The organism is Faecalibacterium prausnitzii, from assembly GCF_019967995.1.
In the GTDB taxonomy this organism is placed as follows: Bacteria; Bacillota; Clostridia; order Oscillospirales; family Ruminococcaceae; genus Faecalibacterium; species Faecalibacterium prausnitzii_E.
The window spans coordinates 627,685-645,921 of the sequence record NZ_CP065377.1 but is presented as its reverse complement, the minus strand read 5'-3'; the positions used below and the strand labels follow the sequence as shown (position 1 = coordinate 645,921).

Sequence of the window (18,237 nt, the reverse complement as noted above, 5' to 3'; positions counted from 1 at the left end):
CTATTGAGGAAGGTATAACGTAACCATGAAATGCACCATTTTACATGAGGGCCGGGGCCGGATGCGCGTGCATGTCTGCAATGTGCGGATGACCCTGCACCGCGCCGATGTGCTGGAAGCCTATCTCAACCACCACGATGCCATCGAGAAGGCCACCGTCTACGAGCGGACCGGCGATGTGGTCCTGTATTACCGCGGCAGACGCGCCGATGCAGTCCAGGCGCTGAGCCGCTACAAATTCGACCAGCCGGAGCTGGACGCCCTTGTCACCACCGCCGACAGCCGGAAGCTCAATCAGGAGTATCAGGAGAAGATGTGCGACCTCGTGGCGGGCCACTTCTTCCGCAAGCTGTTCCTGCCCGCACCCATCCGCGCCGCCTACACAGTCTGGCGCTCCATCGCTTTTGTCTGGAAAGGGGTCCGGTGTCTGCTCCGCCGCAGGCTGGAAGTCGAGGTGCTGGACGCTCTGAGCATCGGCGTTTCCGTCCTGCGCGGCGACTTCAGCACCGCCGGTTCCGTCATGTTCCTGCTGAACCTTGGTTCTCTGCTGGAAGAGTGGACCCGCAAGAAGAGTCTGGACGACCTGGCCCGCAGCATGGCTCTGAATGTGGACAAAGTCTGGGTGCGCAGTCAGGGCACCGAGGTGCTCCTGCCCCTGACCAAAGTTCAGCCCGGCGATGAGATCGTGGTCCGCTCCGGCAACATGGTGCCGCTGGACGGCACCGTCATCGAAGGCGAGGCCATGGTCAACCAGGCCGCTCTGACCGGCGAATCCATGCCGGTGCGCAAGGCAAAAGGTGCCACCGTTTATGCAGGCACCGTCGTGGAGGAGGGCGAATGCGTCTTCCTCGCCAAGGCCGCAGGCGGCGCCAACCGCTACGACAAGATCGTGGCCATGATCGAGGAATCCGAAAAGCTCAAATCCAGCACCGAGAACCGCGCACTGGAGCTGGCCGACAAGCTGGTGCCCTGGTGTCTGGCCGGCACGGTCGTCACCTATGCGCTCACCCGCAACGTCACCCGCGCCATCTCCATCCTGATGGTGGACTTCTCCTGTGCGCTCAAGCTCTCGATGCCGCTGGCGGTCCTCTCCGCCATGCGGGAGTGCGGCACAGCCCACATCACGGTCAAGGGCGGCAAGTATCTGGAAGCGCTGGCCAAGGCCGACACCATCGTCTTCGATAAGACCGGCACCCTGACCCGCGCCACCCCGCAGGTGGTGGACATCATCCCCTTCAGCAACAGCGAGAAGGACGATGTGCTCCGTCTGGCCGCCTGTCTGGAAGAGCATTTCCCCCACTCCATGGCCAACGCGGTGGTCCGCGCCGCCAGAGAGCAGGGTCTGGCCCACGAAGAGATGCACTCCGAAGTGGAATACATCGTGGCCCACGGCATTGCCAGCCGGGTCGGCGGCGAGCGGGTGGTCATCGGCAGCTACCATTTCGTCTTTGAGGACGAGCACTGCATCGTTCCCGCTGACGAGCAGGAAAAGTTCGACCAGATGCCCGCCGAGTATTCGCACCTGTACATGGCCGCTTCCGGCCAGCTGGTGGGCGTCATCTGCATCGCAGACCCCCTCCGCCCCGAAGCCGCTTCCGTGCTGCGCCAGCTGCACAAGCTGGGCATCCGGAACGCCGTGATGATGACCGGCGACAGCTACCGCACCGCCGAGGCCATTGCCCGGCAGGTGGGCGTGGACCAGTTCTTCGCGGAAGTCCTGCCCGAAGACAAGGCCAACTTCGTCCAGAAGGCCAAAGCTGAGGGCCACACCGTCGTCATGATCGGCGACGGCATCAACGACTCCCCCGCCCTTTCGGCTGCGGACATCGGCATCGCCATCAACTCCGGCGCTGCCATCGCCCGCGAGATCGCGGATGTCACCATCAAGGCCGACAGCCTGGAAGAGCTGGTCACCCTCAAGACCATCGCCAATGCGCTGCAGCACCGCGTCAGCTCGAACTACCGCTTCGTGCTCAGCTTCAACTCCACCCTCATCGCGCTGGGGGCTCTGGGCATCCTGCAGCCTGCCGCTTCAGCCATGCTGCACAACCTGTCCACCATCGGCATCAGCCTCCGGAGCATGACGAACCTCATCCAGAAGCCTTCTTCTGCACCGCAGCTCGAAGACTGACCGCCAGCCAACAGCAAAGCCCCCTGCACATACCGCGTGCAGGGGGCTTTGTGTTTCTATTGAAAGAGGAAGAACTTACAGGATGTCGATGTATTCACCGGCCAGAGCCTTGTTCATGCTGCGGACGGCGCAGAACTTGCCGCACATGGAGCAGGTGTCGCTGTGGTCGTCTTCGGGCAGGCGGGCGTCGCGGATGGCCTTGGCGGTCTCCGGGTCGATGGCACAGGCAAACTGTGCATCCCAGTCCAGCACACGGCGGGCATCGCCCATCTTGTCGTCGATGTCGCGGGCATGGGGGATGCCCTTGGCGATGTCAGCGGCATGGGCGGCGATCTTGGAAGCCACGATGCCCTGCTTCACATCGTCCACATTGGGCAGTGCCAGATGCTCGGCGGGGGTCACATAGCACAGGAAAGCTGCACCGCTGGCTGCTGCCACTGCGCCGCCGATGGCGGCCGTGATGTGGTCGTAGCCGGGGGCGATGTCGGTGACGAGGGGTCCCAGCACATAGAAGGGCGCACCCATGCAGATGCTCTTCTGGACTTCCATGTTGGCGGCGACCTGATTCAGGGGCACATGGCCGGGGCCTTCGACCATGACCTGCACGTTGTGGGCCCAGGCGCGCTTGGTCAGCTCACCCAGACGGACCAGCTCCTCGATCTGGCAGACGTCGGTGGCATCAGCCAGGCAGCCGGGGCGGCAGGCGTCGCCCAGCGAGACGGTCACATCGTGCTCCTCGCAGATGTCCAGGATCTCATCGAAGTGCTCGTAGAACGGGTTCTCGTTGCCGGTCATGCACATCCAGGCAAAGACCAGCGAGCCGCCGCGGCTGACGATGTTCATCTTCCGCTTGTGGGTGCGGATCTGCTCGATGGTCTTGCGGGTGATGCCGCAGTGCAGGGTGACGAAGTCCACGCCGTCCTCTGCGTGCAGGCGGACCACATCCACGAAGTCCTGCGCCGTCAGGGTGGCGAGGTCGCGCTGGTAGTGGATGACCGAGTCATACACCGGCACGGTGCCGATCATGACCGGGCACTCGTGGGTCAGCTTCTGGCGGAAGGGCTGGGTGTTGCCGTGGCTGGACAGATCCATAATGGCCTCTGCGCCCATGTTCACGGCGCTCATCACCTTCTGCATCTCGATGTTGTAATCCTTGCAGTCGCGGGAGACGCCCAGATTGACGTTGATCTTGGTGCGCAGCATGCTGCCGATGCCCTCCGGGTTCAGGCAGGTGTGGTGCTTGTTGGCCGGGATGGCGACCTTGCCCTCGGCCACCAGCTGACGGATCTCCTCCGTGGTGCGGTACTCCTTCTGGGCGACGATCTCCATTTCCTTGGTCACGATGCCCTTGCGGGCCGCGTCCATCTGTGTGGTGTAATTCTGCATCTTGTTACCTCCAGTTTGACAAGTCGATACGCTCTTGCTCTTTTTTCTATCGTTACGAAAGAGCCGGACTTCGCCCATCAAACGGGTGGTTTCCGGCGCCTCCGCAGACAAACCCTGCGGTGTTCATGTCAAAGCTCCTTTGCATGAAGTCTGTTCCGGCAGAAGGTGGTGCCCCCGGTCTGCCGAGATTATAATTTCCTCCCTACAACCTCTCCGTCATTGCTTCGCAATGCCACCTCCCCTTGTAGGGGAGGCCTTGGCAGTCCTTGCAAAGTCTCCGGTTTCGCCAGAGGCTCCCCTACCAGGGGAGCTGTCGAGCGTGAGCGAGACTGAGAGGTTGTACGAAGGACAACTTTATAACTGTTCTACCAATGCTCTCAATTCCCTGCACTCAGCCTCGATATCCTTAGCCGCGAAGATGGCACTGACCAGCGCCACACCGGCTTCGCCGCAGTGGGCGAGGCTGAGCAGATTCTGCTTATGGATGCCGCCGATGGCGACCACCGGGATGGGGACCGCCGCGCAGATGTCCCGCAGCGTCTCTTTGGGCAGGGCGGTCACATTCGTCTTGGTGGCGGTCGCAAACATGGCCCCGCAGCCCAGATAGTCCGCACCGGCCTCCACAGCGGCTCTGGCTTCGGCCACATTGTGGGCCGACACGCCGATGATGGCCTCCGGGCCAAGGATGCGCCGGGCTTCGGCAGGGTCCATGTCCTCCTGCCCCAGATGCACACCGTCGGCCCCGCACTGCCTGGCCAGCGCCACGTTGTCGTTCAGAATGAACGGCACACCGTACCGTTTGCAGAGGGCGGAGATCTCCAGCGCCTCTGCCAGAATGGCCGCGTCGCCCAGATCTTTTTCCCGCAGCTGCACACAGGTGGCTCCGCCCTTCAGGGCAGCTTCCACCTGCTGGGGCAGGGTCTGTTCGCCCACCCAGGCGCGGTCGGTCACGGCATAGAGCCGCAACATCTCAGCAGTACAGTTCATCGTTTGCTCCTTGGTCAAGTTGTTCGCCGGTCAGGTTGGACACGGCATCCATCAGATACATGCGCAGCGTTCCGGTGCCCTCTTCGCCGGTCAGGCGGGCAGCGGCAGTCTCGCCGCAAAGGCCCATCGCACAGACGGCGGCCGCCGCCGCGGCCAGCGGGCGGTCGGGGTTGGCCCCCACGAAAGCCGCCGTCAGGACCGACAGCATACAGCCCGCCCCGGTCACCCGCCGCAGCAGCGGAGTGCCGTTGCGGAGGATGTGGGTCGTCTTCCCGTCCGTCACGATGTCCTCGGCCCCTGTCACTGCCGCGACGCAGTGGTGCTGCGCGGCAAACTGCTCAGCCAGCGGCCGCAGGGCCTCCGGCGGCAGGGTCTTGCCGGCATCCACCCCGCGTGAGACCTGCGCAAGCCCGCTCAGCGCCTGCAGCTCCGAGGCGTTGCACCGCAGCACGGTGACGGGCACTTCCCGCAGCACCTCGGCCGCGATGCTCTGGCGGAACTGCGATGCGCCCACGCCCACCGGGTCAAAGACCACCGGCAGGCCCAGCCGGGCGGCGGTGCGGCCCGCTTTGACCATGGCCTCGGCTTTGCGGGGGCTCGGGGTGCCCAGACTCAGGCAGAGGGCCCGGCTCAGCGCCGTGATCTCCTCCACCTCCTCCGGGTCATCCGCCATGATGGGCGACGCCCCGGCCGCCAGCACAATGTTGGCGCAGTCGTTGGCGCTGACGAGATTCGAGATGCAGTGGACGAGGGGCGAGGTTTCCCGCACCCGGTCGAAAAGAGCTCCAAACGCTGTCACGGTGCCCTCCTCAGCTCAGGCTGGTCTGCATGGAGCGCAGAGCGCCGGAGCGCTGCAGCGCGGCCAGCAGCACACCTGCAATGACCGCACCGCCTGCGGTCGAGACGAGGAAGGGCACGATGTAGGCATAGAATGCGATATCGCCCGCGCTCTTGCCCATCAGCAGGATGGCCACCGGGTAGGCGCACAGCCCGCCCAGGATGGAGGTGCCGAACACCTCACCCACCAGAGTGGGCAGCAGCTTTTCGGTCTTGTGGTAGACGATGCCGCACAGCAAGGCACCGAACATGCTGCCGGGGAAGGCCATCAGGCTGCCCAGACCCAGCAGGTTGCGCAGCAGCGAGGCCACAAAGGCCACGCCGATGCCGTAGTAGGGGCCCAGCAGCACAGCGCACAGGATGTTGACCATGTGCTGCACCGGGGCGCATTTGCTGCCAAAAATGGGGAAGCTGAACACGCTGCCCACAACGGCCAGGGCGCAGAGCATCCCGGCCAGAGCCAGCTTTTTCGTAGAGAGTGCTTTCATGAGGATTCCTCCTATTGCAAAGCGGTCGAGACTTTCTGGTCTCCTCTCACGCCGGAACACGGCTTCCCATCGCGTCGATTCAAGGCCCAGGGCGCTCCCCCTCGGCCCGGAGCCGCCCACAAGGCGGCTGCGGCAGAAAACAAAAACAGGAGCTCCCTCTGCGGAAGCCCCTGTGAAAACGCATCGTGATGACTTCCTACGGCGGCATTATCCGCATCAGGTAAAAGGGTCGAAGTTTGAGCACTTCCTCTCAGCCCGCATGACGAGCTCCCCTGTATTTTGTTGTCGGGAGTATTCTACACCCATCGCGCCAAAATTGCAAGAGGCAGTTTCCTTTTGCAGTGCTTCTGTGCTATACTAGGAACAGTTCCGCAACCAAAACCACTTCAAAGGAGATTTGGAATATGGGTCTTGTAAAAGCTGCAATGAACGCGGCCTCCGGCGTGATGGCCGACCAGTGGAAAGAGTTTTTCTATTGCGATGCCCTCCCGGCCGAAGTGCTGGCCGTCAAGGGGCAGAAGCGCACCGACCGTCGCTCTGCCAACAAGCACGGCAATGAGAACATCATCTCCGACGGCTCCGTCGTGGCCGTGGCGGAGGGCCAGTGCGCCCTGATCGTGGAGCAGGGCAAGGTGGTAGAGCTGTGCGCCGAGCCGGGCGAATACACCTACAGCACCGGCACCCAGCCCTCCCTGCTCAGCGGCGGGCTGAAGGACATCGACGGCGTCTTTGCCGAGATGGGCAAGCGGTTCGGCTTTGGCGGGCAGGCCGCCGCCGACCAGCGCATCTACTACATCAACACCAAGGAGCTGGTGGGCAACAAGTACGGCACCCCCAACCCGGTGCCCTTCCGGGTGGTGGACCAGCGCGCCGGCATCGACCTCGACATCGCCATCCGCTGCTTTGGCGAGTACAGCTACCGCATCGTCAACCCCATCCTGTTTTACACCAACGTCTGCGGAAATGTGGAAAACGCCTACACCCGCGACGCGCTGGACGGCCAGCTCAAGACCGAGCTGATGACCGCCCTGCAGCCTGCTTTTGCCCGCATCAGCGAGCAGGGCATCCGCTACTCCTCCCTGCCCGCCCACACCACCGAGCTGGCCGATGCCCTCAACCAGGCCCTCAGCGCCAAGTGGAGCAAGCTGCGCGGCATCGAGATCGTCTCGCTGGGCGTGTCCGGCGTCAAGGCCAGCGAAGAAGACGAACAGATGATCAAGGACCTGCAGCGCAGTGCCGCCTTCATGGACCCCACCCGCGCAGCCGCTCATCTGGTGGGCGCACAGGCCGCTGCCATGCAGGCGGCTGCTTCCAACACCGCCGCCGGCCCGGCCATGGCCTTCATGGGGGTCAATCAGGCGGCAGCAGCGGGCGGTGTCAACGCCCAGACCCTCTACCAGATGGGGGCCCAGCAGCCCGCTCCGCCGGCCGCCCCGGCTTCCGGCTGGGCCTGCTCCTGCGGCCAGAGCGGCAACACCGGCAAGTTCTGCACCGCCTGCGGCAAGCCCCGGCCCGAAGCGCCCACCGTCTGGGTGTGCAGCTGCGGCGCAAAGAACAGCGGCAAATTCTGTTCCGAGTGCGGCAAGCCGAAGCCCGCAGGCAAGTGCCCGAACTGCGGCTTCACCCCTGCCGACCCGGCCCACCCGCCGAAGTTCTGCCCGGAATGCGGCAGCCCCTTCGGCGCATGAGAGAGGCATCCTGAATGGCTGATAAAGTAACGAATTACCAATGCCCGGCCTGCACCGGCCCCCTGCATTTCGACAGCGCCACCGGCAAGCTCGTCTGCGACTACTGCGGCTCGGCGTATGAGGTGGCAGACATCGAGGCGCAGTACGCGGCCAAGCAGAAAAAGGCCGACTCCGCCGCCGAGGCAGACCAGAAAAAAGCGGCGCGGCGCAAAGCAGCCGCTCCTGTCTGGGATGAGATGGAGGCCGCCAGCCTGACCAGCTACACCTGCACCACCTGCGGGGCTGAGCTTGTCTGCGACGCCACCACCGCCGCCACCAACTGTCCCTACTGCGGCAACCCCACCGTGCTGGGCGGCAAGCTCTCCGGCAAGCTCAAGCCGGAGTACATCCTGCCCTTCAAGCTGGACAAGAATGCCGCCATCGCCCAGCTGACCCACTACTATAAAGGCAAAGCCTTTCTGCCCAAGGCGTTCAAGAGCCAGAACCACATCGCTGAGCTGCAGGGCGTCTATGTCCCTTTCTGGCTCTACGATGCCGAGGCCGATGCGCGGGGCAGCTACGAGGGCCTGACGACCGAGAGCCACCGCGAGGGCGACTACAACGTGACCACCACCAAGCACTACGACGTCCGGCGCGAGGGCACCGCCGTCTTCACCCGCGTTCCGGTGGACGGCTCCAGCAAGATGCCCAACGCCCACATGGACGCCATTGAGCCGTTTGATTACAGCGAACTGAAGCCCTTTTCCACTGCGTATCTGCCGGGCTTTCTGGCCGACCGCTACGACGAGGACTCCGACGCCTGCGCCGAGCGGGCCCGCACCCGGATGCTGAACTCCACAGCCCAGGCCCTGCACGAGACCACCCACGGCTATTCGGAGGTCAACACCCTGCACGAGGACATCAACCTCAGCAAGCTCAAGGCGCATTACGCCTTGCTGCCGGTCTGGATGCTCCACACCCGCTGGAAGGACAACGACTTTCTCTTCGCGATGAACGGCCAGACCGGGCGGCTCATCGGCGACCTGCCTGTGGACAAAGCCAAAGTGGCCGCGTGGTTCGCCGCCATCAGCCTGCCGCTGATGGCCTTTCTCACCTGGCTGCTCTACTTATAAGGAGGTGCGCAGAATGAATCCTCACACCCATTGCCTGCGCAGCCTCTGCGCATTCCTTGCCGCTCTGGTCCTTGCGGCCTGTCTCGCCTGCCCGGCACTGGCCGACGCGCCCCTTGTGCGGGATGAGTACGGCCTGTTCGACGCCGACACCCTTGCCCAGCTGGAATCCAGCGCCGAGGACGCTTCCGCCGGGCATGACTGCGACGTCTATTTCCTCACGGTGGACAGCATCGGCGACACCGACCAGCGCGCCTACGCCAAGAACTATTATGTGCAGAACGCCCTTGGCTCCGGCAGCGGAAAAAGCGGCATCCTGTTCATGATCGCTCTCGGCTCCCGCAAGTACGTCACCATCACCTACGGCGGGGGCGTCACCGCCTTTACCGACTACCGCATCGAGCAGCTGGAAGACGAGGTCGTGCCCCTGCTGTCGGACGGCGACTACGCCGATGCTGCCCAGACCTACATCGACCTCTGCGCCAGCACACTGGACTTCTACGCCGAGAACGGCGAGCCGCTGGATTACGACAACGACCCGGACGGCGGCCTCGGCCTGATCGGCATCCTCATCGTGGTGGGCATCCCGATGCTCATCGCCGCCGTGGTCTGCGGCATCCTGTACAGCCGGATGAAGACGGCCCAGCTCAAGACCGAGGCCGACGACTACATCGGTGCCGGGCTCAAACTGCGGGTCAAGACCGACCGCTACACCCACACCGACCGCGTCGAGGTCTACGACCCGCCCCAGCCCGAAAGCGACTCCGGCGGTTCCACCACCGACAGCGACGGCTTCGGCGGCTCGTCGGGCGGTTCCTTCTGAAAACCAAAAAGGTGTTGCTGCAAGAAATTCGCAGCAACACCTTTTTTATTGTTCGTCGAGTTCCGCTGCTTCCAGCACCGTGACGCCCTCGGCGGCAAATGCGCGGGCCAGCGCCTGCGCAAGGCCGGGGCGATGCACCTTGTTCTCGATGCAGGCGGTCAGCACACCGTGCAGACTGGTCACTTCCATGGCGAGAGACGCGCCGTCCGGCAGCACCCAGGTCTGGAAATCCTCCACGTAGGCTTCCAGTTCCGAGCTGCGCGGGGTGAACGGGTCGCCCAGATAGCTCACCCAGAAATCCGCCGGGCTCCCGCTGAGGTACTCGCCCATCTGGAAGATGCGCTGTTTGATCTTCAGCGGAGCCTTCTGCTGGAACACCCGGCAGACGAAGCCCATCTGCTCGGCCAGGCGGTAGCGCAGACGTTCCGGCTTCAGATGCTCCCGGATGGCGGCATCCAGCGCCTTGGCAAAAGCGCTCAGCCGGGCACCCGCCGCCCCCTTCAGCGGCAGCTGATAGGTGACGATGCAGTTGTAGCGGGCATTGGGCAGGCCCATCGTCTCGCGCAGGTCGGCGGCAAAGCTGTAAAGAAGCTCGTCCTTTTCCAGATACTGCCCGCAGCCCTGGCAGACGATGCCCATCAGAGCCGTGAAGGGCTTGACCCTCTCCCGCGCCGCCGCCTCGATGAGGCTGGCCCGGTCCAGCCGGAGCCGGATGCGGTCGGGCTTGCCCTCAAAGATGTCGATGGGCTGGTTCTGCTCGGCCCCCGCCTTCTGGCTCTCCGGGAACTCTTTGAGCAGCAGCTCCGGGTCATAGGGCGGGTCCTCGGCAAGCATTTCACACGCAAAGGCTGTGCCGTACCGCAGGTTGCAGTAGGCGCGGAGCACCAGCGTCATGAACGGTGAAAATCCGCGTCCGTCCGCAAGGAAATGGAACCAGTCGAAGTAGATGGTCGTTCCCTCGCAGTGGAGCGAAAACAAATAATCGTTCGTTGCCTCCGGGATGGCAGGGGCGGCTTCTCCCACGGTCACCCGGCAGGGCGCATCGTTCGGCGCAAGATGCGCCTCCCGCTTTTCCCACACGACTTTCTGGAAGTACCACCCCGCCAGAGGGCGCACCTCGTCCAGGGCCCGCTGCAGCAGCGCCGGGTCCACAGGGTCGTGCAGGGCGATCTGATAGCGGCAGATCACCTGATTGGCGCGGTAATAATACACGATGCCCTGAAAAACGGCGCACTGCGTCTCGTTCAATCAGTTCACCCCGCGTTATCCGCCAGATAATCTGCCACGTCCGCGATGGTCACAAAGTTGCGCAGCTCCTTTTCGGGGATGCGCAGACCAAAGGTCTCTTCCAGATCCGCCACAATGGTCAGGATCTCCATCGAGGACAGGTCGAGGTCGTCCATCAGGACGCTGTCTTCGCTCACGTCCTCCGGGCTGATCTCTGCCACGTCCTCCAGGATCGCGAGGATCTGGGACACGATTTCTGCTCTTTGCATCAAAAAATCTTCCTTTCCATGATGGATTTCAGCGTCACAGCGCAAGGGGATGCCCCGCGCGGCCCGGTTTCCCCATTCTGGTCCCGGCCTGTACCGACGTCATGCAGTTTTATAATACCCGTTTTTCAGGGGAATTGCAATATTTCGCCGTACAGCTTTACAGATTTTCTACAAATGCGCTCTTACTTACGCAGCAGCTTGCCCATGGCATTGCGGGGCAGCGGCTCTGCGGTGCACTCCACCGCGCTGATGCGCTTGTACAGCGGCAGGGTGCGGTTCAGCTCGGTGACGAAGGCGCGGACGTTCTGCTCCTTGTCCGGCTCGCAGCAGATGACGGAACCGATCTTCTTGCCCATCTCCTTGACGACGCACTCCTTGATGTCAGCGCACTTGCCCAGCAGCTTCTCCAGCTCTTCGGGGCTGACGTTCTCGCCGCTGTCCAGGATGATGAGGTTCTTCCTGCGGCCGGTGATGTAGTAGAAGCCGTCTTCGTCCACGCGGGCCAGATCGCCGCTGTGGAGCCAGCCGTCCTTGTCGATGGCCTCGGCGGTAGCCTCCGGGTCCTTGTAGTAGCCCAGCATGACGGCATCACCGCGGACGCAGATCTCACCGGTCTCATCCAGCTTGATCTCGCAGAAGCCGTCCGGCTTGCCCAGAGCGCGCAGGTGCTCGCCCTCCTGCGCGATGTTCAGCAGGCCATAGCCGGCCAGCTCGGTCATGGAGTAGCACTGGTTGATGTAGAAGCCGTGGGCGATGAGGTAGCTCAGGATCTCCGGGTCGAGGATGGCGGAAGAGCAGCTCAGGTTCCACAGGCCGTTCAGCTTGTCCTGATTGCCGCGGCGGATCTCGTTGTAGATCATCTCCACCAGCACCGGCGGGGTGGACATAGCGTCGCTGTGCATCATGGACATATCGCGGCGCACGTCGCGCGGGTCCGCGCAGAGGTTCAGGGTCCAGCCATGGATGCCGTAGGCGAAGTAGCAGATGAAGCCGGACAGGTGGAACATGGGCACCAGCGTGAAGTGGCTGAAGGGCTTGTCCATATCCTTCGGGGCCAGTTCCTGGGCCTTCCTCATAACGGCCACCTGGCCAGCAACATACATCCGCACGGCGCTGAAGTAGTTCTTCTCGCTGAGCATGACGCCCTTGCTGCGGCCGGTGGTACCGGAGGTGAACATCAGCATCATCAGGGCATTGGTGTCGATGCGGTTGGCCAGCTCGGCCGGGGCGCTGCCCTCATAGGCGTTCATGGGGCGGAGCTTGTCGCCGTAGGCGGCCTTGAGCTCGTCGGCATAGCCGTAGTCGATGCCGTCGGTAAAGATGAGAGCAGGCTCGCTCAGGCCCAGCTCATACTCCAGCTCCGGCCAGGTCTTTTTCTGGTTCAGGGTCACGATGACGGCACCGGCCATCACAGCGCCGAAGGTCACCACACCGTACTCGTAGTTGGTGCGGCTCAGGATGACGATGCGCTGGCCTTTCACATCGGCAACATTTGCCTGCAGATAGCTGGTCATCCTGCGGATGTCCTCCACGAACTGGCCGTAGGTCTTCTCCTGCACGGTCCTGGTGGCGTCGTCCACCCAGCGGAATGCCGGGCGCTCGGCGTATTTTTCCTGCATGGCAACGATCATATCATAGACCGTCCTCGGCATGTCTTTTTCAGCAACAACGGCGCAGCACTCTTCTCTGGTCATATTTTATACGCTCCTTATCTGTTTGACGTTTTTCCCAATGAATCCCGCTTTTTGGCAAAGTTTGGGGGCTATGGTTCTCAGTATACCGCATTCCGGAGCTGAATGCAAGTTTTAATTGCACAAACATGCAATATAAACTTGCGTCCAACTTGTGCAGACAGATGGGATTTGCTCCCATTCATTGCGCAGGGTCAGCGGGTGTGGTACACTTTTTCTGCACCAGGAGGGCTTTTTGCAGGCTGTCCGTCTTTGATTGACAGAACCTCAAAAAAGCATTATACTTATTTATAACGATTTTGTAACTTTTAACATCTTGCGCCCGAATTCGGCATCTGCCACTCCCCCGGTGATCTCGGCGCAAAGGAGGGCATTTCATGGAGGGTACCAAACCCCGCACAGCCAATTCATTGGGCATGTTTGATTTTCTCAAGGGCATCGGAATGCTGACCATCGTGTTCGCGCACTCCGCCGAGCTGTATCCGGTGGGTGCCACGACGACCATCACGCCCATGACCTTTTATCTGTTCGCCTACCGGGAGTCCCTGATGGCGGCGTTCTACATCGCCAGCGGCTACGGTTTCCGCAAGCGGTCCATCGGCAAGTGCATCGACCAGCAGTTCAAAACGCTGCTCAAGCCCTACCTTTATACCGGGCTTGCCACGACGTTCTTCCATTTTCTCATCCACTATCTCACCTTCGGCTCAGTCGAGGGCGCTGTCCGAGAGACCCTCAAGGTCTTCGGCGGTTTTGCGCTGGGCCTGCCCCATACCTCCCTCTACGCCGGGCAGACCTTCTTCTCCTGCGGGCCGATGTGGTATCTGCTCTCGCTGATGATCGCGTGGATCCTGCTGGACGTCATCCTGAACATCTTCCCCGAACCATACATACCCTGGGCCGTGCTGGGCACCATGTTGTTGGGCTGGGGCATCTGCATCACCTGGGAGGTCCCCTTCTGCATCGGCCAGGGCATGGTCACGGTTCCGGCGCTCTACGTCGGGTATCTGGCCAAGCAGCACAAGCTCTTCGACAAGCCCCTGTCCTGGAAGCTCAAGCTCAGCATGATCGCCTCGGCGCTGGCTGTGGCGGGCCTTGTGCTGGCCACCCAGAGCACCGACTGTGTCTCGATGGCCGAATGGACCTTCGGCCCCGTGAGCATCCTGCTGGATGTGATGACCGGTCTGGGGATGCTGTCGCTGCTGCTCTTTTTCCAGCGCCATGTGGACAATTTCATCACCCACGGTGTGCAGGCCATCGGCCAGCGGTCGCTGTACATCTTCTGCGTCCACACCGTGGAGCTCACCGCCATCCCCTGGTATCTGATGGCGCAGAAGTTTGCGGGCCGGGAGGCTCTGGGCCTTGCGACCCACTTTGCGGTGTCCATGGGTTCGATCCTGCTGATCTGCGAGCTGCTGCTCCGCCGCCGCGACTGGAAGCTCCAGCGCACCGCTGCCCGGAATGCGGCCTCCCGACGTGCGGACCCGGCACCGCGGCGTTATGCGGCCAGACACTGAATTTTTGCGGGGTCTCCCCGCTGAAGTGAATTTATATAAAATGAGGAGAATCCGGTTATGAACAACGAAGCTCCTGCCTCTACGGCTGCCCTGCAGGCCCGCATCGCGGATCTCGAACAGCAGCTCAAACTCTCGGACGAGGGTGTCTCCCGCCTGGCAGAACGCTGCCTTGGGCTGGAACAGGAAGTGCAATCCTACCTTGCGGCCCATCCCCAGAACGAGAAGCACACCGACTCCCCCGCCCTGCTGCAGCCCACCCTCTATTTTGATGCGGGCTTCGGCTTTTCGGAGAAAGACACCCTCACCGCCCCGGACTATGAGGTGGACGAGCTGACGGGTGTTGTCATCGCGACCTTTGAGCTGCCCGTGACCGCCCGCGCCCTGCGGCTCGATCCGGGCGAACTGCCCTGCTGCATCACCAATCTGAGCTTTTCGGACGACCGGGTGCTCTGCCGCCCGGTCAACGGCCTGACTCTGCCCAGCGACAGCACCCTCTTCCTCGACCGCGACCCCAACTATCTGCTGGACGGTGTGACCCATTTCCCCGCCGGGATGAAGCTGGGCGTCTCCTACCATTACTGCCCGCTGGAAACACTGGCCGACAAGCCGCTCTTCAACACCGTGCTGGAGGGCCTCCGGTTCTGCCAGAAGACCAGAGACAGCGAGGCCCAGCACATCGCCGGTCTCAACGACCAGATCGCCGCACAGCAGCAGGCCATTGCCGCGCTGCAGCAGCAGATCGGCGAACTGCACCAGAAGAACGCCGAGGCGGAAGTCCGCCGTCAGGCCTACGAGACTTCGCTGGAAGGCGTCCTGAACAGCAGCAGCTGGAAGCTGACACGGCCCCTGCGCCGCCTGCTGGGGCTGTTCCGCCACTGAGCCGGGAGGGACGCGCATGTACAACAGTTACACTTCCCTGCAGCGGGAACAGCTGGCAAAGCAGACCTACACCGACACCCAGAGCACCTACCTGCTCGTCTATGCGCCGCTGCGCAGCCGCGTTCTGGCGCAGGCTCTGCAGGACCAGCTCCACCGCAAATTCCGTCTGGTGGACCATCTGGCCGGAGAACTGACCGACGCCGTGGCCGGTGTGCTCCTCGTCAGCGAGGACGTTGCCTGCCTCTCCACCACCCTGACCTATTTCGCCCAGGCTCTGCGGGACGGCGCGGACTACGCCGTCTGCAATGCGGTCTTCGGCTTTTCGGGGCAGACGGCCCTCTACCAGAGCCATGGGCATCTGGCCGAGAACAAGTTCGCCCTCGTCAGCCGCGGCCTGCTGGCCCGCTGCCGCGCCGCCGCGCGGGACCCCGAAAGCGTCACCGAGCTGCTGGCTCTGGCCGCGCAGCTCTGCCAGGCTCCGGTCTGCATCCCGCAGGCCCTGCTCCACTACGAGCGGGACATCTGCGCCGAGGATGCCTATTCCGCCTCCGGCAAGCGGGCCTTCGTCATGAGCCATGTGCTGGACATGACCGGTGCTCCCATCGTGCTGGTCAGCGCCGTGCCGGTGCTCCGCAGCATGGGCTATGAGGTCGTGGTCCTCGGCCCGGACGATTCCGGCTCGCTCCAGCTCTTCGTGGATGCCGGAGCCGCCGTCATCACCCGCGCGGGCTGCACCTCCTCGAACACCCTCTGGGGGCTGGCGCTCTGCGCCGACTTCGTGCTGGCCAACACCGTGGTCGAGGCCCGCGTTATCCGCGCCCTGAGCAACGCGCCGGTGCCGGTGCTCTGGTGGCTCCACGATGCCTTTGCGGGCTACCCCCACATCGCACACCAGATCCCCAAGCACATTGCGCCCAATGTGCAGCTCTACTCGGTCGGCAAACACGCTGCCGCCGCCATGCACTCGGTCCGCCCCCAGTTCGACATCCGCCCCCTCATCTACGGCCTGCCGGATTATGCCGCTGAGGATTTCCCCCGCTGCGACCTGGGCTATCCCGCCGACAAGCCCCTCTTCGCCACGGTCGGCTCGTTCGAGCGCCGAAAGGGGCAGGACATCTTCTGCAAGGCCATCCGCCTGCTGCCCGACGCCGTGCGGGAAAAAGCAACCTTCCTCTTCGTGGGCAAAGCTGCCGACCAGGAGATGATGGACGCCGTCCGCACCCTGACCACCGAACACCCGGCCAACGTCTTCTACTGCAAGCGGCTCAGCCGGGATGAGATCAAGAATCTGATGGAGCAGTGCACCTGCCTCGTCTGCGCCTCCCGCGACGACCCGATGCCCACCTTCGTCACCGAGGGCCTCATCTTCGGCAAACCTTCCATCGTGTCGGAACACACCGGCACCGCCGGTCTCATCACCGAAGGGGTGGATGGTTTCACCTACCCGGACGACGACCCGGAAAAGCTGGCCTCCATTCTGGAGTGGGCCATCCTCCACCCGGAGAAGCTCGCCGCCATGCGGGCCGGCTGCCGCAGGCTCTATGAGAAGCACTATTCCAAGCAATCCTTCGCCGACACTCTCACCGCTGCGGTGAAAGAGCTGACGGAACAACATTAAAATTTTAACTTTTCCTTCATACAACCTCTCCGTCATTGCTTCGCAATGCCACCTCCCCTTGTAGGGGAGGCTTTGGCAGTCCTCGCAAAGTCAATGGTTTCGCCAGAGGCTCCCCCTACCAGGGGAGCTGTCGAGCGTGAGCGAGACTGAGAGGTTGTACGGAGGATTTTTTTATCACTTCGCTCAAATTGACGAGAAAAATTTCGTACAAGTTCACAAACCGCTCCGGCTGCTGTGGTATACTGCAACCAACGATTTCGAAAGGAGCCTTCTCTGATGGACCAGTCCACCCCGCAGCAGCCGTCCCGCAAAAAAACGATCCTCTCGCTCACCGTTCTGGTGGTGCTCACCGGCATCGTCTTCTGGATCTTCCAGCGCCACTGGGCCGAGATCTCTGCCGCGCTGGCACAGCTGCGCCTCTGGCAGGTACTGCTCGTGCTGGCCGTGGGCCTGACCTACCCGGTGCTGGAAGGTCTGGTCAGCCGGGTCATCATCCGCAGCCGGATGCCCGGCTTCACCGTGCGGCAGGCGCTGGAATCGTCGTTCATGGGCACCTTCGGCAACGTCATCTGTCTGGGTGCCGGTGCCATGCCGATGCAGTCCTACTACCTCTACCGCAGCGGCCTGCCGCTTGGCCCCGGCGTGGGCCTGATGACCCTGCAATACGTCTTCCACAAGACCACCGTTCTGCTTTACGCCACCGTGATGCTGTTGCTGCAGCACCGGTGGCTCGCCGCCAACACCTCCGGCGTGATGAACTATCTGCCCATGGCCTATGCCGTGGTGGCCGCCATCATCGTGGCGCTGGTGCTGGTCTGCGTATCGCCCCTCATCCAGCGGCTGGCCCGCTGGGCGTTGGGCTGCCTGCCCAGGACGGACTCCTGGCAGACCCGCCGGGAAAAATGGCTGGAGCAGCTGGACACCCTCGGCACCGAGAGCCGCCACCTCCTCGCCGACAGGGGCCGCTGCGTCCAGATCTTCGCGCTGCACACCCTCAAGCTCTTTCTGATGTACACCTTGCCCTATCTCTGCATCCGGTTCATGGGTCTGCCCTGCGGCCTCAGCTTCTGGCAGGTGCAGCTGCTCGCCAGCCTGATGCTCTTCCTCTCCAATGCCCTGCCCAATGTGGCCGGTATGGGTTCCATCGAGACGGCTTTTCTCCTCGTCTTCGGCTCCTTCATGACACGCGGCGAGGCCATGAGCACCCTGATGCTCTTCCGCATCGCCAGCTACTACTTCGTCTTCGGCTTCTCCGCCGTGGCATCGCTGTTTGCCCAGAAACATCTGGACCGGATGGATGCACAGAAATAGACCGTTACAAACAAAAATCGGGGCACACAGGTGGTCAAGCTGTGCGTCCCGTTTTTGTTTTCTGTTTTCGCAAAGGCCGCTGTACCAGAGCCGCCTTTGCCGCGCAGGAGGGGCGGAGCAAACCAGAATGCCGCACCCTGCCAAAAGAAAAAGAGAGTATGGAATGGAGGAATCGGAACCCTTTGCAGAGGGTTTCGCAGCCTTGGTTAGATTTAACTAACCTTGCCGTGACAACAGGATACCATAGTTTGTCATGCCTGTCAAGCCCTGATTTGAAAT

At 62.6% G+C, this 18,237-nt stretch carries 15 protein-coding genes and 1 riboswitch; of the genes, 8 read left to right on the top strand and 7 right to left on the bottom strand.

Going from position 1 to position 18,237, the window contains the following annotated elements; genetic code table 11:
* Positions 1-25: 25 nt before the first annotated feature.
* Complete coding sequence (locus I5P96_RS03095; protein ID WP_223383066.1) at positions 26-2,131, top strand: heavy metal translocating P-type ATPase; 2,106 nt, start codon at positions 26-28, stop codon at positions 2,129-2,131.
* 75 nt (positions 2,132-2,206) lie between these two features.
* On the opposite strand, the gene thiC is transcribed toward I5P96_RS03095, so the two are convergent.
* From thiC to thiW, 4 genes are all read right to left on the bottom strand, one after another.
* Complete coding sequence (gene thiC / locus I5P96_RS03090; protein ID WP_097791349.1) at positions 2,207-3,517, bottom strand: phosphomethylpyrimidine synthase ThiC; 1,311 nt, start codon at positions 3,515-3,517, stop codon at positions 2,207-2,209.
* A gap of 354 nt (positions 3,518-3,871) precedes the next feature.
* Positions 3,872-4,504 (bottom strand): thiamine phosphate synthase, encoded by a 633-nt coding sequence (thiE, locus tag I5P96_RS03085; protein ID WP_223383064.1) that lies wholly within the window; start codon positions 4,502-4,504, stop codon positions 3,872-3,874.
* Positions 4,488-5,303, bottom strand: coding sequence for a hydroxyethylthiazole kinase (thiM, locus tag I5P96_RS03080; protein ID WP_223383062.1), 816 nt, complete (start codon positions 5,301-5,303; stop codon positions 4,488-4,490). The genes thiE and thiM overlap by 17 nt, the downstream gene beginning before the upstream one ends.
* Positions 5,304-5,313: 10 nt before the next feature.
* Complete coding sequence (gene thiW, locus I5P96_RS03075) at positions 5,314-5,829, bottom strand: energy coupling factor transporter S component ThiW (RefSeq protein ID WP_097791352.1); 516 nt, start codon at positions 5,827-5,829, stop codon at positions 5,314-5,316.
* A gap of 176 nt (positions 5,830-6,005) precedes the next feature.
* Positions 6,006-6,113, bottom strand: a riboswitch (TPP riboswitch).
* 120 nt (positions 6,114-6,233) lie between these two features.
* Here thiW and I5P96_RS03070 point away from each other — a divergent pair.
* The 3 genes from I5P96_RS03070 to I5P96_RS03060 are packed head-to-tail and all read left to right on the top strand — an operon-like array spanning position 6,234 to position 9,449.
* Positions 6,234-7,517: an SPFH domain-containing protein gene (locus tag I5P96_RS03070; protein WP_223383059.1), complete on the top strand. Its 1,284-nt coding sequence runs from the start codon at positions 6,234-6,236 to the stop codon at positions 7,515-7,517.
* Between the two features lie 14 nt (positions 7,518-7,531).
* Positions 7,532-8,629, top strand: coding sequence for a Trm112 family protein (locus I5P96_RS03065; protein ID WP_223383057.1), 1,098 nt, complete (start codon positions 7,532-7,534; stop codon positions 8,627-8,629).
* A 13-nt stretch (positions 8,630-8,642) separates the two neighbouring features.
* The gene (locus I5P96_RS03060; protein ID WP_223383055.1) at positions 8,643-9,449 is read left to right on the top strand and encodes a TPM domain-containing protein; all 807 of its coding nucleotides are present in this window, start codon (positions 8,643-8,645) and stop codon (positions 9,447-9,449) included.
* 45 nt (positions 9,450-9,494) lie between these two features.
* Here I5P96_RS03060 and I5P96_RS03055 read toward each other — a convergent pair whose 3' ends face one another.
* The 3 genes from I5P96_RS03055 to I5P96_RS03045 form a co-directional block, all read right to left on the bottom strand.
* Positions 9,495-10,697 (bottom strand): hypothetical protein, encoded by a 1,203-nt coding sequence (locus tag I5P96_RS03055; RefSeq protein WP_223383054.1) that lies wholly within the window; start codon positions 10,695-10,697, stop codon positions 9,495-9,497.
* Positions 10,698-10,702: 5 nt separating this feature from the next.
* Positions 10,703-10,945 (bottom strand): acyl carrier protein, encoded by a 243-nt coding sequence (locus I5P96_RS03050; RefSeq protein ID WP_223383052.1) that lies wholly within the window; start codon positions 10,943-10,945, stop codon positions 10,703-10,705.
* 182 nt (positions 10,946-11,127) lie between these two features.
* Positions 11,128-12,639, bottom strand: a complete 1,512-nt coding sequence (locus I5P96_RS03045) for a class I adenylate-forming enzyme family protein (protein ID WP_223383051.1) — start codon at positions 12,637-12,639, stop codon at positions 11,128-11,130.
* A gap of 374 nt (positions 12,640-13,013) precedes the next feature.
* Between I5P96_RS03045 and I5P96_RS03040 the strand changes: the two genes are divergently transcribed.
* The 4 genes from I5P96_RS03040 (at position 13,014) to I5P96_RS03025 (ending at position 17,958) form a co-directional block, all read left to right on the top strand.
* A complete protein-coding gene (locus I5P96_RS03040) occupies positions 13,014-14,150 on the top strand; it encodes an acyltransferase family protein (RefSeq protein ID WP_223383050.1) in 1,137 nt (378 codons plus the stop codon).
* Positions 14,151-14,207: 57 nt separating this feature from the next.
* On the top strand, positions 14,208-15,029 hold the full coding sequence (locus I5P96_RS03035) for a hypothetical protein (protein ID WP_223383049.1): 822 nt from the start codon (positions 14,208-14,210) through the stop codon (positions 15,027-15,029).
* Positions 15,030-15,045: 16 nt separating this feature from the next.
* Positions 15,046-16,647, top strand: a complete 1,602-nt coding sequence (locus tag I5P96_RS03030) for a glycosyltransferase family 4 protein (protein WP_223383047.1) — start codon at positions 15,046-15,048, stop codon at positions 16,645-16,647.
* A 276-nt stretch (positions 16,648-16,923) separates the two neighbouring features.
* Complete coding sequence (locus I5P96_RS03025) at positions 16,924-17,958, top strand: YbhN family protein (RefSeq protein WP_223383045.1); 1,035 nt, start codon at positions 16,924-16,926, stop codon at positions 17,956-17,958.
* Positions 17,959-18,237: the final 279 nt, after the last annotated feature.